Annotated in this window: 17 protein-coding genes and 2 pseudogenes; 18 read left to right on the top strand and 1 reads right to left on the bottom strand. The window is 48.3% G+C overall.

Annotated features, from left to right (window positions below; genetic code table 11):
• Nucleotides 1-56 precede the first annotated feature (56 nt).
• The 4 genes from W01_RS06645 to W01_RS06630 all read left to right on the top strand — a co-directional run bounded on the left by W01_RS06645 (nt 57) and on the right by W01_RS06630 (nt 2,856).
• Complete coding sequence (locus W01_RS06645; protein ID WP_173053178.1) at nt 57-797, top strand: TorD/DmsD family molecular chaperone; 741 nt, start codon at nt 57-59, stop codon at nt 795-797.
• A 140-nt stretch (nt 798-937) separates the two neighbouring features.
• Nucleotides 938-1,147 (top strand): hypothetical protein, encoded by a 210-nt coding sequence (locus tag W01_RS06640; RefSeq protein ID WP_173053176.1) that lies wholly within the window; start codon nt 938-940, stop codon nt 1,145-1,147.
• A 200-nt stretch (nt 1,148-1,347) separates the two neighbouring features.
• Nucleotides 1,348-2,307, top strand: a complete 960-nt coding sequence (locus tag W01_RS06635; protein WP_198421368.1) for an Mrp/NBP35 family ATP-binding protein — start codon at nt 1,348-1,350, stop codon at nt 2,305-2,307.
• A gap of 93 nt (nt 2,308-2,400) precedes the next feature.
• Complete coding sequence (locus W01_RS06630) at nt 2,401-2,856, top strand: tetratricopeptide repeat protein (protein ID WP_173053174.1); 456 nt, start codon at nt 2,401-2,403, stop codon at nt 2,854-2,856.
• A 74-nt stretch (nt 2,857-2,930) separates the two neighbouring features.
• Here the strand turns inward: W01_RS06630 and W01_RS06625 are convergent.
• Nucleotides 2,931-3,738: pseudogene (locus W01_RS06625) on the bottom strand (IS5 family transposase).
• A 297-nt stretch (nt 3,739-4,035) separates the two neighbouring features.
• On the opposite strand from W01_RS06625, the gene W01_RS06620 reads away from it, so the two are divergent.
• The 14 genes and pseudogenes from W01_RS06620 to accD all read left to right on the top strand — a co-directional run bounded on the left by W01_RS06620 (nt 4,036) and on the right by accD (nt 18,867).
• Nucleotides 4,036-5,814, top strand: coding sequence for an ABCB family ABC transporter ATP-binding protein/permease (locus W01_RS06620; RefSeq protein ID WP_173053173.1), 1,779 nt, complete (start codon nt 4,036-4,038; stop codon nt 5,812-5,814).
• A gap of 258 nt (nt 5,815-6,072) precedes the next feature.
• Nucleotides 6,073-7,476: a 3-isopropylmalate dehydratase large subunit gene (leuC, locus tag W01_RS06615; protein WP_173053171.1), complete on the top strand. Its 1,404-nt coding sequence runs from the start codon at nt 6,073-6,075 to the stop codon at nt 7,474-7,476.
• A gap of 27 nt (nt 7,477-7,503) precedes the next feature.
• A complete protein-coding gene (locus W01_RS06610) occupies nt 7,504-7,650 on the top strand; it encodes an entericidin A/B family lipoprotein (RefSeq protein ID WP_242007059.1) in 147 nt (48 codons plus the stop codon).
• 2 nt (nt 7,651-7,652) lie between these two features.
• Entirely contained in the window at nt 7,653-8,291 is a 639-nt protein-coding gene (gene leuD, locus W01_RS06605) for a 3-isopropylmalate dehydratase small subunit (protein ID WP_173053169.1), read from the top strand.
• A gap of 34 nt (nt 8,292-8,325) precedes the next feature.
• Entirely contained in the window at nt 8,326-9,411 is a 1,086-nt protein-coding gene (gene leuB / locus W01_RS06600) for a 3-isopropylmalate dehydrogenase (protein WP_173053167.1), read from the top strand.
• A 220-nt stretch (nt 9,412-9,631) separates the two neighbouring features.
• Nucleotides 9,632-9,727: pseudogene (locus W01_RS14170) on the top strand (IS200/IS605 family transposase); the annotation flags it as partial.
• 74 nt (nt 9,728-9,801) lie between these two features.
• Nucleotides 9,802-10,824 (top strand): aspartate-semialdehyde dehydrogenase, encoded by a 1,023-nt coding sequence (locus W01_RS06595; RefSeq protein ID WP_173053165.1) that lies wholly within the window; start codon nt 9,802-9,804, stop codon nt 10,822-10,824.
• A 74-nt stretch (nt 10,825-10,898) separates the two neighbouring features.
• The gene (locus W01_RS06590; protein WP_173053157.1) at nt 10,899-13,505 is read left to right on the top strand and encodes a FimV/HubP family polar landmark protein; all 2,607 of its coding nucleotides are present in this window, start codon (nt 10,899-10,901) and stop codon (nt 13,503-13,505) included.
• Between the two features lie 246 nt (nt 13,506-13,751).
• Nucleotides 13,752-13,991 carry a hypothetical protein gene (locus W01_RS06585; protein ID WP_173053155.1) on the top strand — a complete coding sequence of 80 codons (240 nt, stop codon included), beginning with the start codon at nt 13,752-13,754 and terminating at the stop codon, nt 13,989-13,991.
• Entirely contained in the window at nt 13,988-14,749 is a 762-nt protein-coding gene (truA, locus tag W01_RS06580) for a tRNA pseudouridine(38-40) synthase TruA (RefSeq protein ID WP_173053153.1), read from the top strand. Before W01_RS06585 ends, truA begins: the two co-directional genes overlap by 4 nt.
• A 250-nt stretch (nt 14,750-14,999) precedes the next feature.
• Complete coding sequence (locus W01_RS06575; RefSeq protein ID WP_173055800.1) at nt 15,000-15,620, top strand: phosphoribosylanthranilate isomerase; 621 nt, start codon at nt 15,000-15,002, stop codon at nt 15,618-15,620.
• Nucleotides 15,595-16,806 carry a tryptophan synthase subunit beta gene (trpB, locus tag W01_RS06570; protein ID WP_173053151.1) on the top strand — a complete coding sequence of 404 codons (1,212 nt, stop codon included), beginning with the start codon at nt 15,595-15,597 and terminating at the stop codon, nt 16,804-16,806. Before W01_RS06575 ends, trpB begins: the two co-directional genes overlap by 26 nt.
• A 30-nt stretch (nt 16,807-16,836) precedes the next feature.
• Nucleotides 16,837-17,637 carry a tryptophan synthase subunit alpha gene (gene trpA, locus W01_RS06565; RefSeq protein WP_173053149.1) on the top strand — a complete coding sequence of 267 codons (801 nt, stop codon included), beginning with the start codon at nt 16,837-16,839 and terminating at the stop codon, nt 17,635-17,637.
• Nucleotides 17,638-17,958: 321 nt separating this feature from the next.
• The gene (gene accD / locus W01_RS06560; protein ID WP_173053135.1) at nt 17,959-18,867 is read left to right on the top strand and encodes an acetyl-CoA carboxylase, carboxyltransferase subunit beta; all 909 of its coding nucleotides are present in this window, start codon (nt 17,959-17,961) and stop codon (nt 18,865-18,867) included.
• Nucleotides 18,868-18,902 lie beyond the last annotated feature (35 nt).

Below are 18,902 nucleotides of genomic sequence, written 5' to 3'. Positions count from 1 at the left end.
TGACATGAGGGGGGCGGCGTTAAAACGCCGCCCCACTTTTTATTTAAGGGGATAGAATGTTAACGACGAAATCGGAAACAGAGTTGGCCCTCGCGAGGGCAGATGTTTACAGGTTTTTATCAATGGCCTTTGTCTATCCAGACAAAGATAGACTCGCCACTTTGCACGAACTTGCCGCCGATCTGGATAGTTCAATCAACCTGCTTCCTTATGATATGAAGGAAGAGTACCAGGCCTTTACCAGTCTGATCGAGACCGTCGACGTGACCGCGCTCCAGCCGGATTTTACCGAAATGTTTTTAACCCGTATGTTTTGCCCGTCGAGTGAAACCACCTATGGGAAAAACAGCTTCAATCAGCCGAATATTCTGGGCGACATCAGTGGCTTCTATAAAGCCTTTGGTTTTGTGATGAAAGACGATGCCGGGGTTTCATTTGATCAGATCACCGTCGAGCTTGAGTTCATGAGCTTTCTGGAATTGAAGATCGCCTATGCCCTGGACCAGGCGATGGAAGAAAATATCGATATCTGCCTGTCTGCGGAAAGACGGTTTCTTGAGCAGCATATCGGGAAATGGACCGGCGTGTTCGGTGAAAATCTGGCGGCGAGAGCGAATGAAGCCTATTACCGGAACCTGGGTCTGTTGTTATCAAAGTTCATGGGTTCGGAACTCAAGTTCTTTGGCATTGAAGTAGACAGCCGAATAAAAGAATTGCCCAAATCTGATTATGAGGGACCGGTGGATTGTCCTCAACAGACCGGTAACGAAATGGATGAGCCGTTGCCGCTGCATTAGGGGGGGTATTCGTACCATTTAAATTGTGTATATGTATAGTAGCCGAGAGCTCGGTTGTGTGTCGTGCTAATGTCATTTTGTAGATCTTTTTTTGAAAAAAATGTATCTTACTGTCCGATCGCTGAATTAAGGAGTTATTCATGGACAATGGCAACGTGATGGGAAGGCGCAAGTTCTTTAGCAGATTTTTCCCTGTTCTTACAGAAACGATCGTTGAAAAAACTAAAGACGAGACAAAAATATCGACCAATACGAGCGTTATCAGGCAAACGCCTACCCTCGATAAGATCGAAGTGGTGGAGGGAGCTCAGGAGGATGTCGGAAGAAAGTACCCTTGGGTTGGGATGTGACCTCATTTATGGAATTGAAAGGGTCGCATGCTGGGAAAGCTACATATAATAAAGTCAAAATAGGTTGTCAGCCTTGAGCAATGTGTTGGCTAAAATGATTATAAAAATAATTGTTTAGTCTTTAATAACCAGAGAGCGATTGAAGATGGGGTGATCAACCCTATCATGAAGATAATTATTTATATCACGAGAATGTTTAAATGACGAAAACTATTGAAATAAAGAATATGAGGGACACCCGGACAGTGGCTGCGCCAGCGAAGGATTGCGGATATTTCCATGGCTGTCAAACATGTGACGAAAATGATACGTGTAAGCTGGATCGTGCTGCTCATAAAAAATGGTTGATTAATAAGCGGATGGCGGATATTAAGTATAAAGTTCTTGTCGGCAGTAACAAGGGCGGCGTGGGCAAAAGTACCACCACGGTTAACCTCGCCTGTGCCTTGGAAAAACTGGGTTACAAGGTTGGCTTGGCGGATGCCGATCTTCATGGGCCAAATATTCCAAAAATGCTTGGAATTGAAAATGTAAGACTTCGCGGGGATAAAGACGGTATAGCTCCGCACATCATGCCTGCAGGGTTAAAGGTTGCGTCTTTGGGTTTGTTGATAGAAGACCAGAACGAGCCAGTTGTCTGGAGAGATGCGGTAAAGTACGAATTTATCATTGAGCTCCTTGGGAATATTACTTGGGGGAAGCTCGATTTCCTGATAATAGATCTACCACCCGGCACGGGAAATGAACATATTACGATCATGGATTTTATTCCCAATCTGGATGGGGTTGTTGTTGTAAGCACTCCGCAGGATGTTGCGCTTCTTGATGCAAGGAAAATGATCTCTTTTGTAAAAGAAAGAAATACACCCATTATCGGAATTGTTGAAAACATGAGCGGCTTGATCTGTCCACATTGTAGTGGTGAGATTGACGTATTCAAGAAGGGCGGAGGAGAACGGGTCGCGAATGAACTGGGCGTGCCCTTTATTGGCGCAATCCCGCTCGATAGCGAGATAACCATTTGTGCGGATAAAGGTGTTCCCGTTGTGCTGGCTTATCCAGAGTCTCCTTCAACCAAGGCATTTATGGCGGTTGCCGAAAGATGTGCGAGATTTTTAGGCGCTCATCCAGAACAGGAGGGCAGTGGGGCGGCTGCGTAAAGTTTTTAAAGGTATTGTAAAAACATTCCAAAAATTGAAGCACGAGAAGAATAATAGAACAAGTTAACAGTAAAACCGTGTAGGAAAGTAAATATGAGTGAATCAAACGATTTTAAAGAGGGGCTGAATTTTTTCCTGAGTAAAGACTATATTAATGCGGAAAAGTGTTTTAGAAAAGCTGCTGAGCAGGGAGATCCCGAGGCACAGTTCTGTCTTGGTGATATGTACAATAATGGTTATGGGGTCGCAAAGGACGAGCGGAAAGCTGTGGTTTTATTTCGTAAGTCTGCAGAGCAGCGATTTGCGCCATCACAAATTAATCTAGGTATTATGTACTCTCAAGGGAGTGGCGTTGAGCAGGATCTTATTGAAGCGTTTATGTGGCTAAATATTGCTGGTCGAGCTGTCGATGAAGAAGGGGGAGATCTTGCTCTTGATGAGGAGGGAAGGGATCTTCTTGGGGTTGTGGAAGAACAAATGACGGCTGGTCAAATTACAGAAGCACTGCGACGATCAAGCGTTTGGATGAAAACGAATCAATTACTCTAAATTGGGTATCCACTTCATGCACGTATTGATGACTTGCAATATTAATGATAAAGCTGTAAGAATGTGTTTACGATCTAAGAGCCTGTTCGCGATCTTCGCAGCAGCAGAACCAGGAAGGCAAGGTGGATGAATTGCAGGCTGGTATTGAGTTTGCGTTCGCAGTTCTTCCATAGCCGTCTGCATTTCTCCAGCCAGGCGAAGCTGCGCTCAACCACCCAACGCTTTGGGATAACGGCGAAGGTGTGCAGTTCACTGCACTTGGCGATCTGCACCGATGCCCCCCAGTATTTCATCGACTGCCAACGCAAATGGTCGGCCTACATAACCACCATTCAGCCAGAACACGTTGAACCTGCGCAAGACCTGGTTTGCACCGTGCCATCGCCTGCAAGGCGCCTTTCCGATTAGTGACCTCAGCGGTGGTCACCGCAACTGCATGCGGTAGTCCTTGGGTATCCACCGCAATGTGGCGCTTGATTCCAGAGATCTTCTTGCCTGCGTCATAACCCTTCTGACCTGCCGTGTCCGTGTTCTTTACGCTCTGCGCGTCCACAAATCAATAGCGTCGGCTGTGCGTTGCGCCCCTGTCTCGTACGGGCCACGCCAACCTGATTTTTTTAACGCCCGCTCCAGCAGGCTCATTCCTTCCTCGTCCTGCTCGCTCCACTTGGCAAAGTAGGTGTGCACCGTGCGCCATTTCGGAAACTCCTCAGTAGCATTCGCCACTGGCAGCCGCTCTTGAGCAGGTATAGGACCGCGCTCCAGACCTCATACAAGTCCACCGTGCGGGGACTTGGTACGCTTGCGTGCCTCTTCCAGCAAGGGCCTGATCTGCTCAAACTGCTCGCGGCTGATGTCGCTTGGGTATTCTTTCTTACGCATTCGGACATTATCTCGGATTTCAGTAAGATCGTGAACAGGTTCTTAAGGCGGAAATTACTGCCTGAATAAATACACCGTGTTGTTTATGTCATTCATTGCTGGTGTGGTGCGGACCTTGAGCATTAAAGCCTAGTGCCTCACTTTTGCAAGTGTATTGTCAGATCAGATGGAGACCAGTTCAGCTTATTATTAAGTTCATCAAAGCGCACTACTTCACGAGCCGCCTACACTTTAATTGGGGAATCGTGTATTGGGTGACGCGGCTATAATACGCTTATTTATTTCTCCCACATCATAATGCGCCCTCGTTCTGCTACCTCAACTCCTGCGCCTCGTGGCGATTGGAGTATTATTCGCATCCTTCTGCCTTACCTGCTGGAATTTAAGGGTCGTGTTGTGCTTGCGTTGTTGCTGCTGGTGCTGGCCAAACTGGCTAACGTGACGGTGCCACTGTTGCTTAAGGAAATCGTGGATGCTCTGGATAAGCCAAAGGCAATGCTGTTGGTGCCGGTGTCACTCGTAGTTGGCTATGGTTTGTTGCGGCTCCTCAGCACACTGTTCGGCGAGTTGCGCGATGCGGTATTTGCCAAAGTAACCCAGCGTGCCATACGGCGCGTAGCACTCAAACTGTTTGTGCATTTGCATAGCTTAAGTTTGCGCTTCCATCTAGAGCGGCAGACTGGTGGCGTATCGCGTGATATTGAGCGTGGTACGAAAGGAATCAGCTTTTTACTCAATTTTATGCTGTTCAGCATTCTGCCGACGCTGCTGGAAATCGGCCTGGTTGCAGGAATTCTGTTTTATAAATACAACGCTTGGTTCGCGGTTATCACTTTCATTACACTGATTGTGTATATCGTTTTTACCTTATTCATTACCGAGTGGCGAATGGTATTTCGCCGCACGATGAATGATATGGACTCGAAGGCAAACACGCGTGCAATAGACAGTCTGCTTAACTATGAAACGGTAAAGTACTTTGGTAACGAGGATTATGAAGCACGACGCTACGATGAACACATGACAAAGTGGGAAACCTCGGCAGTGCAGAATCAAACTTCGCTGGCAACGTTGAATTCTGGGCAGAGCGCTATTATTGCCATCGGCATGACCGCGTTGATGCTGCTAGCATCGAGTGGGGTGGTAAAAGGTGAGCTGACCCTGGGCGACTTGGTTTTAATCAACGTTTTCATGTTGCAGCTTTATATGCCATTGCATTTTCTTGGTTTTGTTTATCGCGAGATCAAGCACTCTCTGGTGGACATGGAAAAAATGTTCCGCCTGCTCGATGAAAACCGTGAGATACAAGATGCGCCCGATGCGGTTGCGCTGAAAGTTGATCAAGCTTCAGTACATTTTGAGCAGGTGTGTTTTTCTTACGAACCAAAGCGGCAAATTTTATTCGATATCAGTTTTGATATTCCGCCTGGGCATACGGTCGCCGTGGTGGGTTCAAGTGGAGCGGGCAAATCTACCTTGTCACGGTTACTGTTTCGTTTCTATGATGTAAATTTAGGACGCATCCTGATAGACAATCAGGATATTCGCAAGGTAACGCAGGCCAGTTTGCGCGCTGCGATTGGCATCGTGCCACAAGACACCGTGCTGTTTAACGATAGTATTTATTACAATATAGCTTATGGGCGTCCCGAAGCCTCGCGTGAAGAAATATTGCATGCAGCGCAGTCGGCCCATATTCACGACTTTATAACATCGTTGCCGGATGGCTACGACACCATGGTGGGCGAGCGTGGATTGAAGTTGTCTGGTGGAGAGAAGCAGCGTGTGGCGATTGCACGCGCTATTCTTAAAAATCCTGCCATCCTGATTTTTGACGAGGCAACTTCTGCGTTGGATTCAAAATCTGAGAAGGTAATTCAGAATGAATTGCGCAACGTTGCCCATAATCGTACCACACTGGTTATTGCTCATCGCTTGTCAACAATTGTGGACGCACACCAAATATTGGTAATGGACAGTGGGCGTATTGTAGAGCGTGGTACTCACCGCGAGTTGCTGGCGAAACAGGACGTATATGCGCAAATGTGGGCTCTGCAACAGCAAGAAGAAGAGTGACCCAAATCTTATTGCTCTTTGGATTTATTTTTGTCCAGTATTTTTCAATTGAAATTAGCCTGAGCGTCTTTATTCAGGCCATTGTTGCTATGTCTGACGCGTGGTTTAGCTTGTTCAATGTAGCCTCAATGGTTTACAGCTGTGGCTGATTTCATACTATTCCTTACCACTCAGGATCATTTCTCAGTCAAATAGGCTGTTCGTGGCGGATAGCCCACATGCTGTGGCATAATCACGCGCTATAAAACGAAAGCGAGCATGGGTACACAAACTCTTTACGACAAACTTTGGAACAGTCATGTGGTGCACGAAGAGCCTGATGGCACCACGTTGATTTATATTGACCGCCATTTGGTGCATGAAGTAACCAGCCCACAGGCATTTGAGGGCTTGCGGCTGGCTGGGCGCAAGCCTTGGCGTATAGCTTCCATGCTTGCCGTGGCGGATCACAATGTACCAACTACGGATCGCACGCAAGGCATTGCCGATCCGATTTCGCGACTGCAGGTGGAGACTTTGGACAGCAATTGCGATGAGCTTGGTATTATCGAATTCAGGATGGCTGATGTGCGCCAGGGCATTGTGCATGTTATTGGACCGGAGCAGGGCGCGACCTTGCCGGGCATGACCGTGGTATGTGGTGATTCACACACCAGTACGCATGGTGCGTTTGCTGCGCTGGCGTTTGGCATTGGTACATCGGAAGTTGAGCATGTGATGGCGACACAATGTTTGCTGATGAAAAAAGCCCGTGCCATGCAGGTGTTGGTGGAAGGCACGCTCGGTAAGGGTGTCACGGCCAAGGACTTGGTGCTGGCGGTAATCGGTAAAATTGGTACGGCGGGCGGAACGGGCTATGCGATCGAATTTGCCGGTAGCGCGATCCGAGCGCTGTCTATGGAAGGGCGAATGACAGTATGCAACATGGCCATCGAAGCAGGTGCCCGCGCCGGTATGATAGCGGCGGATGAGGCCACGATCAGCTATCTCAAGGGTCGGCCTTTTGCGCCGCAAGGTGAATTATGGGACAAGGCGGTAGACTACTGGCGTACTTTGCATAGCGACGACAATGCGCAGTTCGACAAGGTGGTACGACTGGATGCTGCGGAAATAAAACCGCAAGTAACTTGGGGTACCTCGCCGGAAATGGTGGTGGCAGTGGATGGCAACGTACCTGATCCCGCACGGGAGAGCGACCCCGTGAAGCGCAGCAGTATTGATCTTTCTTTAAAGTATATGGGGTTACAGCCGAATATGCCGATTACTGAAATTCAAATTGACAAAGTATTTATCGGCTCATGCACCAATGCTCGCATTGAGGATTTGCGCGCTGCGGCAGAGGTGGTGCGCGGCAAGCATGTTGCTGCCAATGTGAAGCTGGCGATGGCGGTGCCTGGCTCTGGATTAGTCAAGCAGCAGGCTGAGCGCGAAGGTTTGGATAAAATATTTGTCGAGGCGGGTTTCGAATGGCGCGAGCCAGGATGTTCTATGTGCCTTGCGATGAATGCGGACAAATTGGAGCCAGGTGAACGATGTGCTTCAACTTCCAACCGCAATTTTGAAGGACGGCAGGGGCCGGGCGGCAGGACCCATTTGGTAAGCCCTGAAATGGCAGCAGCAGCAGCTATTGCCGGCCATTTTGTAGATGTTAGAAGTTTTTAGGATTGTTTTGCGTACAGGAGAAAAAAAATGAGAATGTTTAAAATGGCATTGGTGTTGTCCTTGGTTATGGTAGCAGGATGTAATACCGTAGGAGGATTTGGCAAGGATTTGTCCAAAGTCGGCGGTACGATTGAAAAAACAGCGGATGAGGTAAAGAATAGCAATGGAAAATAGCAATGGATAAGTTTGTCTGCATTGATGGCTTGGTTGTACCGCTTGACCGTGCCAACGTGGATACGGACGCGATCATTCCCAAGCAATTTCTAAAATCGATCAAGCGTACCGGTTTTGGTCCCAACCTGTTTGACGAGTGGCGCTATCTCGACCACGGCGAACCGGGCATGGACAATTCCAGGCGGCCACTCAATCCGGATTTTATGCTGAATCAGCCGCGTTATCATGGTGCGCAAATTTTGCTGGCTCGTGAGAATTTCGGCTGCGGCTCATCGCGTGAGCATGCGCCGTGGGCACTGGATGATTACGGTTTCCGCGCTATCATTGCGCCTAGCTTTGCAGACATTTTCTGTAATAACTGTTTCAAAAATGGTTTATTGCCGATTGTGCTGGATACTGCAAGCGTAGATGACTTGTTTCAGGCTGTGATCGCGACGCCGGGCTATCATCTGAAGATTGACCTGGTGCAACAAAGTATCACTGCGCCGAATGGGGTGGTGTATCGCTTTGAGGTAGATGCTTTTCGCAAAAATTGCTTGTTGAATGGACTGGATGATATTGGGCTGACCCTGCAGCATGTGGGAGAGATCAAAGAATATGAAGCACGGCGTAAATCTGAAGCACCGTGGTTGTTTACCTGAATCAATTGCGTAGGACGAGAAGAAAGTTGAGTTTATGAAAATCGCTGTATTGCCGGGTGACGGCATTGGGCCAGAAATTGTTGCACAAGCTGCTAAGGTGCTAGAAGCCTTGCGACGCGAGGGACTGCCGTTAGAGCTGGAATATGCACCTATTGGAGGTGCGGGATATGATGTTTCAGGTGATCCGCTACCGGATGCTACGCTGAACTTGGCACAGCAGTCGAATGCCGTATTGCTCGGAGCAGTGGGGGGCTATCAATATGACGCACTGCCGCGCTTGCTACGTCCGGAACAAGGTCTATTACGCATTCGTAAAGGGCTCAACCTGTTTGCCAATCTGCGCCCGGCACAGTTATATCCAGAGTTGGTAAATGCGTCTCCGCTGCGTCTAGAAGTAGTGTCTGGGCTAGACATCATGATCCTAAGGGAATTGACTGGTGATATTTATTTCGGCCAGCCGCGCGGCATTCGGACGCTCGCTAATGGTGAGCGTCAAGGTTTTGATACCATGGTATACAGTGAATCTGAGATCTCCCGCGTGGCGCATGTTGGCTTCCAGATTGCTATGAAACGTGCTGGTGAAAATGGTACGGGAAAAGTTTGTTCAGTGGATAAGGCTAATGTGCTGGATACGAGTATGTTTTGGCGTGAAATAGTGACGGAGGTAGCAAAGGAATATCCGGCAGTCGAACTGTCACATATGTATGTGGACAACGCTGCGATGCAACTGGTGAGGGCACCCAAGCAGTTTGATGTAATTCTGACCGGCAACATCTTTGGTGACATCCTGTCGGATGAAGCCTCCATGTTGACTGGCTCCATTGGCATGTTGCCTTCCGCTTCATTGGATGCGAACAACAAGGGTTTGTATGAACCTTGCCATGGTTCCGCACCGGACATCGCAGGTAAAAATATTGCCAATCCGTTGGCAACAATTTTGTCATTGGCTATGATGATGCGCTATACATTTGCACGCGTAGATATCGCACAACGCATTGAGTCCTCTGTGCGTAAAACTTTGCAGCGGGGTTTGCGTACTGCGGATATTGCTGAGGCGGGTATGGAGAAAATTGGTACGGACGCGATGGGCGATGCCGTAGTTGCGGCGTTGTTAAATTAAGGAAGCGCTGATTAGCTCGCGTTTCAGAAGCTCACACATTTAAAAATCAATTTGTTACGCGCGAAATTCCGCGAAATTTTGAATTAATCAGCGTCTCCTTAATTTAATGAAATAAACCACTGGCTTTGCCAAGGGATTCCTCAAGGTTTGACCTACACGTCAATCGTATTTAACATTTTATTTCTATTATTTTAAGTAGGCATTTTAAGGTAAGCAGAGTATCTGGAGTCTGAATCATACGAGATGGGACTGTAAATATCATGTAGTTTTTATTTCCAAGATGCAGAGGCGAGCGATATTTGGGCAGCACATGGGTTATCAGCGCTTTTGATCTGATCCCGTAATAGACCTCGGGCTGTGCTGGGGGTAATTAATCAAGAGGATGGGAGCATGAAAAAGAAATACGATGTCGCGATATTGGGTGCGACAGGTGCTGTTGGCGAGGCAATGTTGTCAATTCTGGAGCAGCGCAACTTTCCAGTTGGTAAGCTGTTCCCTCTGGCTTCCAGTCGTTCCGCCGGTTCTATAGTGACATTCCGCAATCAGGAAATTACGGTTCAGGACGTGGAAGGTTTTGATTTTTCGCAGGTGCAGATTGGCCTATTTTCCGCGGGTAGCAGTGTGTCGGAAAAATATGCGCCGATCGCTACGGCAGCTGGTTGTGTGGTGATCGATAATACTGCGCAATTCCGCTACGAGGACGACATTCCGCTTGTGGTGCCGGAAGTGAATCCGCATGCTATTGCGCAATACAAGAACCGAGGCATTATTGCTAATCCGAACTGTTCCACCATTCAAATGCTGGTGGCGTTGAAACCTATCCATGATGCAGTAGGTATAGAGCGCATTAATGTTGCTACGTATCAGGCCGTGTCTGGCACTGGCAAGGAAGCTATTGAGGAATTAGCGGAGCAAACACGTGCTTTGTTTAACCATCAAGAAGTGAAGACCGAGATTTATTCTAAACGTATCGCATTTAACGTGCTGCCGCACATTGATGTGTTCATGGATAATGGTTACACCAAAGAAGAGATGAAGATGGTGTGGGAGACTCGCAAGATCATGGAAAACGACACCATTATGGTGAATGCTACTGCTGTGCGGGTGCCTGTATTCTATGGTCATTCAGAGGCGGTGCATATTGAAACACACAAAAAAATCACAGCTAACGAAGCGTGCGCTTTGTTGGAAAAAGCACCAGGTGTGCAGGTGATGGATAGGCGTGAGTCTGGTGGCTATCCTACTGCCATCGAAGCAGCAGGACAGGATGCGACTCTGGTAGGGCGTATCCGTGAGGATATATCACATCCGCGGGGTCTTAATTTGTGGGTGGTGAGTGATAATGTACGAAAGGGCGCAGCACTTAACAGCGTGCAGATTGCCGAGATTTTGATTGAGACGTACTTAGCGTGAGTTTTTAGCTTGCACTGATAACTCCATGATGTTATGTTGTTCATGTTAAATAAAATCTTTATAAAGGTGGCAGTGTGCTGAAATCACTCGTCAAAGCATTAGGTCTAGCTATCGGTTTAGTTTTGTCTGGTTTTTCTTATGCGATTAGCATGGGCGATATTAATGTAACCAACACATTGGGTGAGCCCATGAATGTGTTGATAGAGCTAGGGACAGCCAGCAAAGATGAGATAAGTAGCCTGTCTGCGCGCTTGGCTTCGCCCGAAGTATTCAAGAATGCGGGGCTGGATTACCCATCCGGGTTGCCTCCTTTGAATTTCAAGATTGAGACGAATGCTAATGGCGAACCTTATATTAAGATAACTTCAGCGCAACCGATCAACGAGCCGTTTGTTAATCTATTGGTGGAATTGGCCTGGTCGTCTGGCAAGCTGCTGCGAGAATACACTTTCTTACTTGATCCACCAGGTTATGTTCCAGTACAACCGCAACCAGCAGAAGTAAAACCAGTAGAGCCGAGCATCGTTGATGTTTCCGAGCTTGAATCCAAAGGCAAGGAAGAGATAATTGAATCTCCGTTGCCAAGCACTGCATTAATGGTGGATGAAAAGCAAGCTGTTGATGAAATACCTGCTGCCGTTAATAAACCCAATGAAAGTAGTAACGTTGCTTCCGGTGCTATTAAGGTGAAACGCGGTGATACCTTGAGCAAACTTGCACTTCAAATAAAGTCTCCTGATGTTAGTCTGGAACGTGCGCTGGTCGCTCTGTATCGCACCAATGCCGACGCATTCGATGGTAAAAATATGAATCGTCTGAAAATAGGAAAAATCCTGCAGATGCCAGAGCAATCTGAGCTGGATAATCTACCTCAGATGCAAGCTGTAAAAGAAATTCGCGCACAAGCTGATGATTGGCATGCCTATCGTCAAAAACTTGCGGCAGCCAGCGGACTTGTGACAGGGGACGAATCCAAGCAGGAAGCCTCTGGTAAAATTAGTACCACTGTTTCTGATAATGCCCCCGCAACCAAAGAATCCGCGAAGGAAGTAGTGAGGTTGTCCAAGGGTGAAGCGCCCGGTGACAAAACCTCTGCCGGCGGCAATGCAAAAACTTTGCAGAACAAGCTTCATGCACTGGAAGAAGAAGCGATCTCCAAGAGCAAGGCGCTCCAAGAAAGTAATGAGCGTGTTGTAGCGTTAGAAAAAAATGTTCAAGATTTACAGCGCTTGATCGATTTGAAGGGGCAGCCACCCGTAGCGCAAGTAAAGTCTGTTCAGAATCCAGTTGAAGAACAAGCTGTAACTAAATCGAATGAAGACCAACTTGGAGCTATGTCACAAGTCCCTGCTGTTACTTCACAAGTAGCTAATGTTGCTTCTGAGGTTGCAGCTGTCAGCGCGGTTGCAGCCGTCAGTCCGGTGCAACAAGTTAAGCCAATAACCAAACCCAAGGTGGTTGTTACGCAGCCCTCTCTGTTGGAAGTGATACGTGGCCAACCGCTTTACATGGCTGGCGGAGCGGCAGCGCTGTTGGGGCTGGTTGGCCTTGGCTATCTGGTAACCCGGCGTGGTAAGAACAGCGGGAAAAAAACTAAATTGGGTGATAAGCCGATTGAGCATACGATAGGGTCGTCCAATCAAATGCTTACACCTGCGTCATCTTCTCCGAAAACTGATGATTCTACTAATGCCATTGCTACGACTAGCGATATTAGTCAAGCGCAGGCCGATGATTTTGATCCGATCAGCGGGGCAGATTTGTTCTTGAGTTTTGGTCGTGATGAGCAAGCGGAAAAGATTCTGAAAGAGGCGTTGATCAAGAATCCGGCTAATCATCAGATTCATCTCAAATTGTTATCTATTTATGCGAACCGTAAGGATGTGCATTTATTTGCTACCATTGCGCGTCAGTTGCGGGATTCAGGCGATACGCATGCTTGGGAGCAAGCAGCCGTAATGGGTATCAAGCTTGAACCCAATAACCCAATGTATGGTGGCAATGTAAGTGTGACAGAAGAAGAACCATTCGTTGCCACTCACTCTCCCGATATCATGCTTAATGAGGGCGGGGCAGCAAAACCGCCATCTTCCTTGGATTTTGACCTCGACCTTGATTTTGATGCACCGAAAGCATTAACAGATAGCGCTGAGACAAGTAAGTCGAGCTCTGTTTCAAAGAATACAACGATGGATTTTGATGTGACTGCCAGCCATGCAAAACTGCCTGCGTCGAGCACTGGTAAAGTTGGAACTACTCCAATAAATTTGGATGATTTTATTTTAGATGTGGCAGCTAATCCTGCTATAGCCCCGGCAATGACTACTCCGACGAAAGTCAATGAACCTATTGATTTTACACTGGACTTTCCTTCTGCAGATAAAAGTGCAGATAAGTTTGAGGTTTCCCCTGTGAAAGCGGTGCCCAAGGAAATAATGGATATCGGTCTGGGCGATATCAGTTTGAATCTGGATAAACCTGTCATTCCTGCTCCTGCTCTATCAGTGGAGGAAAGGGATGCACAATGGCACGACGCTGCCACCAAACTTGATCTCGCCAAGGCTTACCAGGAAATGGGTGATGCTGCAGGCGCACGTGAAATTTTAGAAGAAGTTGTACGTGAAGGGAATGAGCAGCATCGAATGGCTGCTGAAGCATTATTACGACAACTGCCTGTATAGCTTAATATATATACATCGAACGGCAGCCCGCATTTACGGCTGCCGTTTTTATTGAGTCGACATCATCGGCGGGATTGTGGCCATCAGTGCTTCGAGTTTTTTACTTATCGTCATCGGCATTACAGTCCCGTTGAATTAAATTAGCTGCAGCAGACAATCTGCGCGATTGATTTTAAATTCGGTTTTTTAGATGTGCTCATTACTATCCTTAACGCTAAATGGATTTATACGGTTCCCTAATCTGTCGTGCTTATCCCAATTTGGGTCTGTCTCGGTATTTCTATTCAATCATTACGAACTGCAGGATTGTTGCTTATAGGTTTTTCGCTGTTAGCAGAGGCTTTCGTTTTGTTTGTTACCCGCTTGAATACATTGTTACGCCAGCATGTGCTGGATTGTACTATTGTTGCTGCGCCATCATTCACCATGCATGATGGCATGATACTAACCATAGTCCGCGCTTTGCTTGTGTTGACGCCCTTGTGAGAGTTGCACTCGGTGTGGAATACGACGGCAGCCAGTATTTTGGTTGGCAAAGTCAAGCCAGTGGCCATACGGTGCAAGATGCACTGCAAGTTGCTTTGAGCGGCATTGCCAACGAACCTATTTCAATCATCGCAGCTGGTCGTACCGATACTGGTGTGCACGCGCTGGAACAAGTAGTGCACTTTAATACCAATGTAGAAAGGCCACTGACTGCTTGGGTACGCGGCGTCAATGCCTTGTTGCCGAACAGCATCGCTGTATTGTGGGCACATCCTGTGCCGGAAGAATTTCATGCGCGTTTTTCTGCTCAGGCACGTAGTTATCGCTATCTACTTATTAACCGCTCAGTGCGCAACGCTATGCGGCATGGTAAAGCAGGCTGGTTTCATGCGCCGTTGAATGTGGAGAAGATGTGTGAGGCCGCCCAGTATTTATTGGGGGAGCATGATTTCAGTGCCCTGCGCGCCGCGGAATGCCAAGCCAAATCACCCATTAAAAATTTGGCACAACTCGATATTCAAAAGCAAGGCGATACCATAATTTTTGATCTCAGCGCCAATGCCTTCCTGCATCATATGGTACGTAACATCGTTGGTTGTCTGGTATATGTAGGGAAGGGCAAGCACCCGCCGCAATGGATGCGTGAGGTGTTGGAGGGTAAAGAGCGTAGTCTTGCTGCACCAACCTTTGCACCAGATGGCTTGTATCTGTACCGGGTTACGTTCGATGCGAAATGGGGATTGCCACAACTTAAATAGGGTGTGCTTGCGTGCTACATTCAAGTGATACCTTGTCCGTGGCGAGGTGATTACCTTAACTTCGTTTTGTAAAATATTTTAATGGCGGTATCAGTGTTTCTTCATACGTTGAAACTCTAATCAGAGCTGGGAGCCTTCGTTGCCAATCCGCTCAGGATCGATGGATTGAAAATATTTAGATTGCAATTTAGTCAATGGCTTGAATGCATTACAATGCTGCCTCGATTTTTTATCAGCCCGTTTTATGATTATGACCCGTATTAAGATTTGCGGTATCACGCGTGTGGAGGATGCGCTGGCCGCCGCGTACAGCGGTGCAGATGCGCTCGGACTGGTGTTCTATGATAAAAGTCCGCGCTATGTGACGCCGAAGCAGGCTGCTCAACTGACAGCTGCGATTCCGCCGTTTGTGACGGTGGTGGGGTTGTTCGTGAATCCCAGCGCAGAAGCGGTGCAAGAGATATTGCAGCAGGTACCGTTGGATGTGTTGCAATTTCATGGGGAGGAAGAACCAAAATTCTGCGCGCAGTTCGATCGCCCTTATTTGAAGGCGGTGCGAGTCAAAAATGGGGTGGATTTGGTACAATGTGCGGCGCGCTATAAAGATGCACAGGGTTTGTTACTTGATGCATTTATCGAAGGTACGCATGGTGGCACGGGGGTATCGTTTGATTGGACACTGATTCCGCATAATTTACCCCGTCCTGTAGTTTTGTCCGGGGGCTTGTACGTGAATAATGTGGTTGATGCGATCAAGCAGGTGCGACCTTGGGCCGTGGATGTTTCCAGCGGTGTGGAAGCTGCGAAAGGAATTAAGGATGCAGCGAAAATCGCCGCATTCATCAATGAGGTTAAGAAAATTGGCTTATAACTATCCTGATAGCACGGGTCATTTCGGACCTTACGGCGGTATTTACGTTGCCGAAACTTTAATGGGCGCGCTGGATGAATTACGTGTCGCTTATGAGCATTATTCTGTTGATCCTGAGTTCAAGGCCGAGCTTGCCTATGAGTTAAAGCATTATGTCGGGCGCCCCAGCCCGATTTACCATGCGCGGCACTGGTCAAAACGGTTGAATGGCGCGCAGATTTATCTGAAGCGTGAAGATCTTAATCATACCGGCGCGCATAAGGTGAATAACACCGTAGGTCAGGCGCTTCTGGCTAAGCGCATGGGTAAACCGCGTGTAATCGCCGAGACCGGCGCGGGGCAGCACGGTGTAGCGACGGCTACCGTGGCGGCACGTTACGGCATGGAATGTGTGGTGTACATGGGCGCGGAGGACGTTAAACGTCAGGCCACTAATGTATATCGTATGAAGCTCCTGGGCGCCACCGTCGTGCCAGTAGAGAGCGGCTCTAAAACACTTAAGGATGCGCTCAATGAGGCGATGCGCGATTGGGTCACAAATATTGAAAATACTTTCTACATTATTGGCACTGTGGCTGGACCCCATCCGTATCCGATGATGGTGCGCGATTTTAATTCAGTGGTAAGCAAGGAATGCATGGTTCAGATGCCGGAATTGGCAGGACGTCAGCCGGATGTGGTGATCGCCTGCGTGGGCGGAGGCTCAAACGCTATGGGCATTTTTCATTCTTACATCGAAGTGCCTGGTGTGCAGCTTATCGGTGTGGAAGCGGCTGGAAGCGGCCTTGCCAGTGGCCAGCACGCAGCCGCACTGACTGCGGGTAAGCCGGGCGTGCTACACGGTAATCGTACTTATTTGTTGCAGGATGAGAACGGTCAAATCATTGAAACGCACTCTATTTCCGCTGGATTGGATTATCCCGGTGTCGGTCCAGAACACGCATGGCTTAAAGACAGTGGGCGCGCGCAATATGTAGCTATTGAGGATAGTGAGGCGCTACAGGCTTTTCATGATCTATGTCATTATGAAGGCATTATTCCGGCGCTGGAATCTAGTCATGCTTTGGCTTATGCGGCCAAAATCGCACCGACGATGGGGCATGATAAAGTCTTGCTGGTCAACCTATCCGGGCGCGGCGATAAGGATATGGCGACCGTAGCGCGGGTTTCTGGTATTCAACTGTAACCTTTCCTGGAATTACTTTGCAGGTATCTCATGTCACGCATTCAGACCACTTTTGAAAAAATTAAGCAGCGCGGCGGTAAGGCGCTGATTCCTTTTATTACGGCAGGTGATCCTAATCCGCAAATTACTGTTCCGCTGATGCATGCGCTGGCAGAGGTGGGGGCAGACATCATTGAAATTGGCGTGCCATTTTCCGATCCAATGGCAGATGGCCCAACGATACAGCGCTCTTCGGAGCGAGCACTCAAGCATAGCGTAGCCTTGCATGACGTACTCGATATGGTGGCGACATTTCGCACCACGGATGCAAGCACGCCCATAGTGCTGATGGGTTATGGCAATCCTATTGAGGCAATGGGGTGGGAACGTTTCGCCACACGCTGTGCGCAAGTGGGGGTGGATGGTGTGCTGACGGTGGATTTTCCGCCGGAAGAAAGTCACGAGGCGTTCGGTCACCTGCATCGCCATGGCATCGATCCCATTTTTTTACTTGCGCCCACTACATCCGATGTGCGTATCGAGCAGGTGGCCAAACTGGCGCGTGGTTACGTGTATTACGTATCGCTTAAGGGCGTGACTGGGGCAGGGCATCTGGACTTGTCAGCCATAGCACAGAAAATTCCGCACATTCGACAGCACATCGGCCTGCCTATCGGCGTGGGTTTTGGTATCCGGGATGCAGATACAGCACGAGCGATCTCAAAGCTGTGCGACGGCGTGGTAGTTGGCAGTCGCATCGTGCAGGAAATTGAGAGTTCGAACGAAGAATCTATAATTTCCAATGTTTCAAGGCTGGTTAAGGAGTTGCGCTTGGCAATAAATGAGGCCTAGGGTGTTTCCTGATACTCAAAGTTCTAAAAATCGCTGAGTGAAGTGGTTAAAGCAGTCAAAATAAAATGCTGCTTGCGAAGGAATTTTGAGACGCAATATATGATTTATTTCGAATGTTTAATATTGTGCACACCCTCGCTGGCCTTTAGGACACCAAGTTTTTTCTGTCGAGTGTATGAGTAACTACACGGCTTTCTCCACATTGATGTTTATCAAAGAAATGAAGTTCGTAAGGTTGGGTGCTTGCCCGGCTCGTGTAAATTATGCGCAATTATCATGCGACAAATGCAACGTTCGCGTTAAGGGTTTAAGGAGGATTGCATGAGTTGGTTCCAGAAATTATTGCCCCCAAAAATTAAGCGTCGGGAGTTGGGGGAAGAGAGCAAGAAGAATGTGCCAGAAGGACTGTGGCACAAATGTCCATCCTGTCAGGGGGTATTGTATTACTCTGATTTGGAAAAAAACAAAAGTGTTTGCCCCAAGTGCAATTATCATCACCGTGTTACCGCGCGCACTCGGCTGAACTGGCTATTAGATGCGGAGGGGCGTTTCGAGATTGGTGCTGAAGTGCTGCCGTTGGATACGCTGAAATTTAAAGATAGCAGAAAATACAGTGAACGCCTGACGGCAGCGCAGCGTGACACGGGTGAGAGTGATGCGCTGGTGGTAATGCAGGGAAGTGTACATGCCATTCCGCTGGTGACGGCAGTGTTCGAATTCAGCTTCATGGGCGGTTCGATGGGTTCGGTAGTGGGAGAGCGCTTCGTGCGCGGTGTGCAGCTTGCTACTGAACAGAAAGCCCCTTTCGTGTGTTTTGCCGCCAGCGGGGGAGCGCGTATGCAAGAGGGATTGTTGTCGTTGATGCAAATGGCAAAAACCTGTGCTGCGCTGACTCAATTGAGTGCAGAAAAACTGCCATTCATTTCGGTGCTGACTGATCCGACCATGGGCGGTGTGTCTGCCAGTTTTGCTTTCATGGGCGATGTGGTAATTGCCGAACCCGGCGCAATGATTGGTTTTGCCGGTGCGCGGGTAATTCAGCAGACGGTACGCGAGACGCTACCGGAAGGCTTTCAGCGCGCAGAGTTTCTGATGGAACATGGCGCGATAGACATGATTGTGGATCGTCGCCAGATGCGCGACCAGCTCGCTACGCTAATTACACTGCTTACTAAGCAGCCGATGATCATGGCATTGGACGGCTCTGGTGTAAACTTTGCCATAGATTAGTGTGGTGCTTCACTATCTTATAAGATTCACGAAAC

Source organism: Candidatus Nitrotoga sp. AM1P, assembly GCF_013168275.1.
Classification (GTDB): domain Bacteria; phylum Pseudomonadota; class Gammaproteobacteria; order Burkholderiales; family Gallionellaceae; genus Nitrotoga.
Note: the sequence above shows the minus strand (reverse complement) of the source record. Positions and strands in the feature narration are given on the sequence as shown.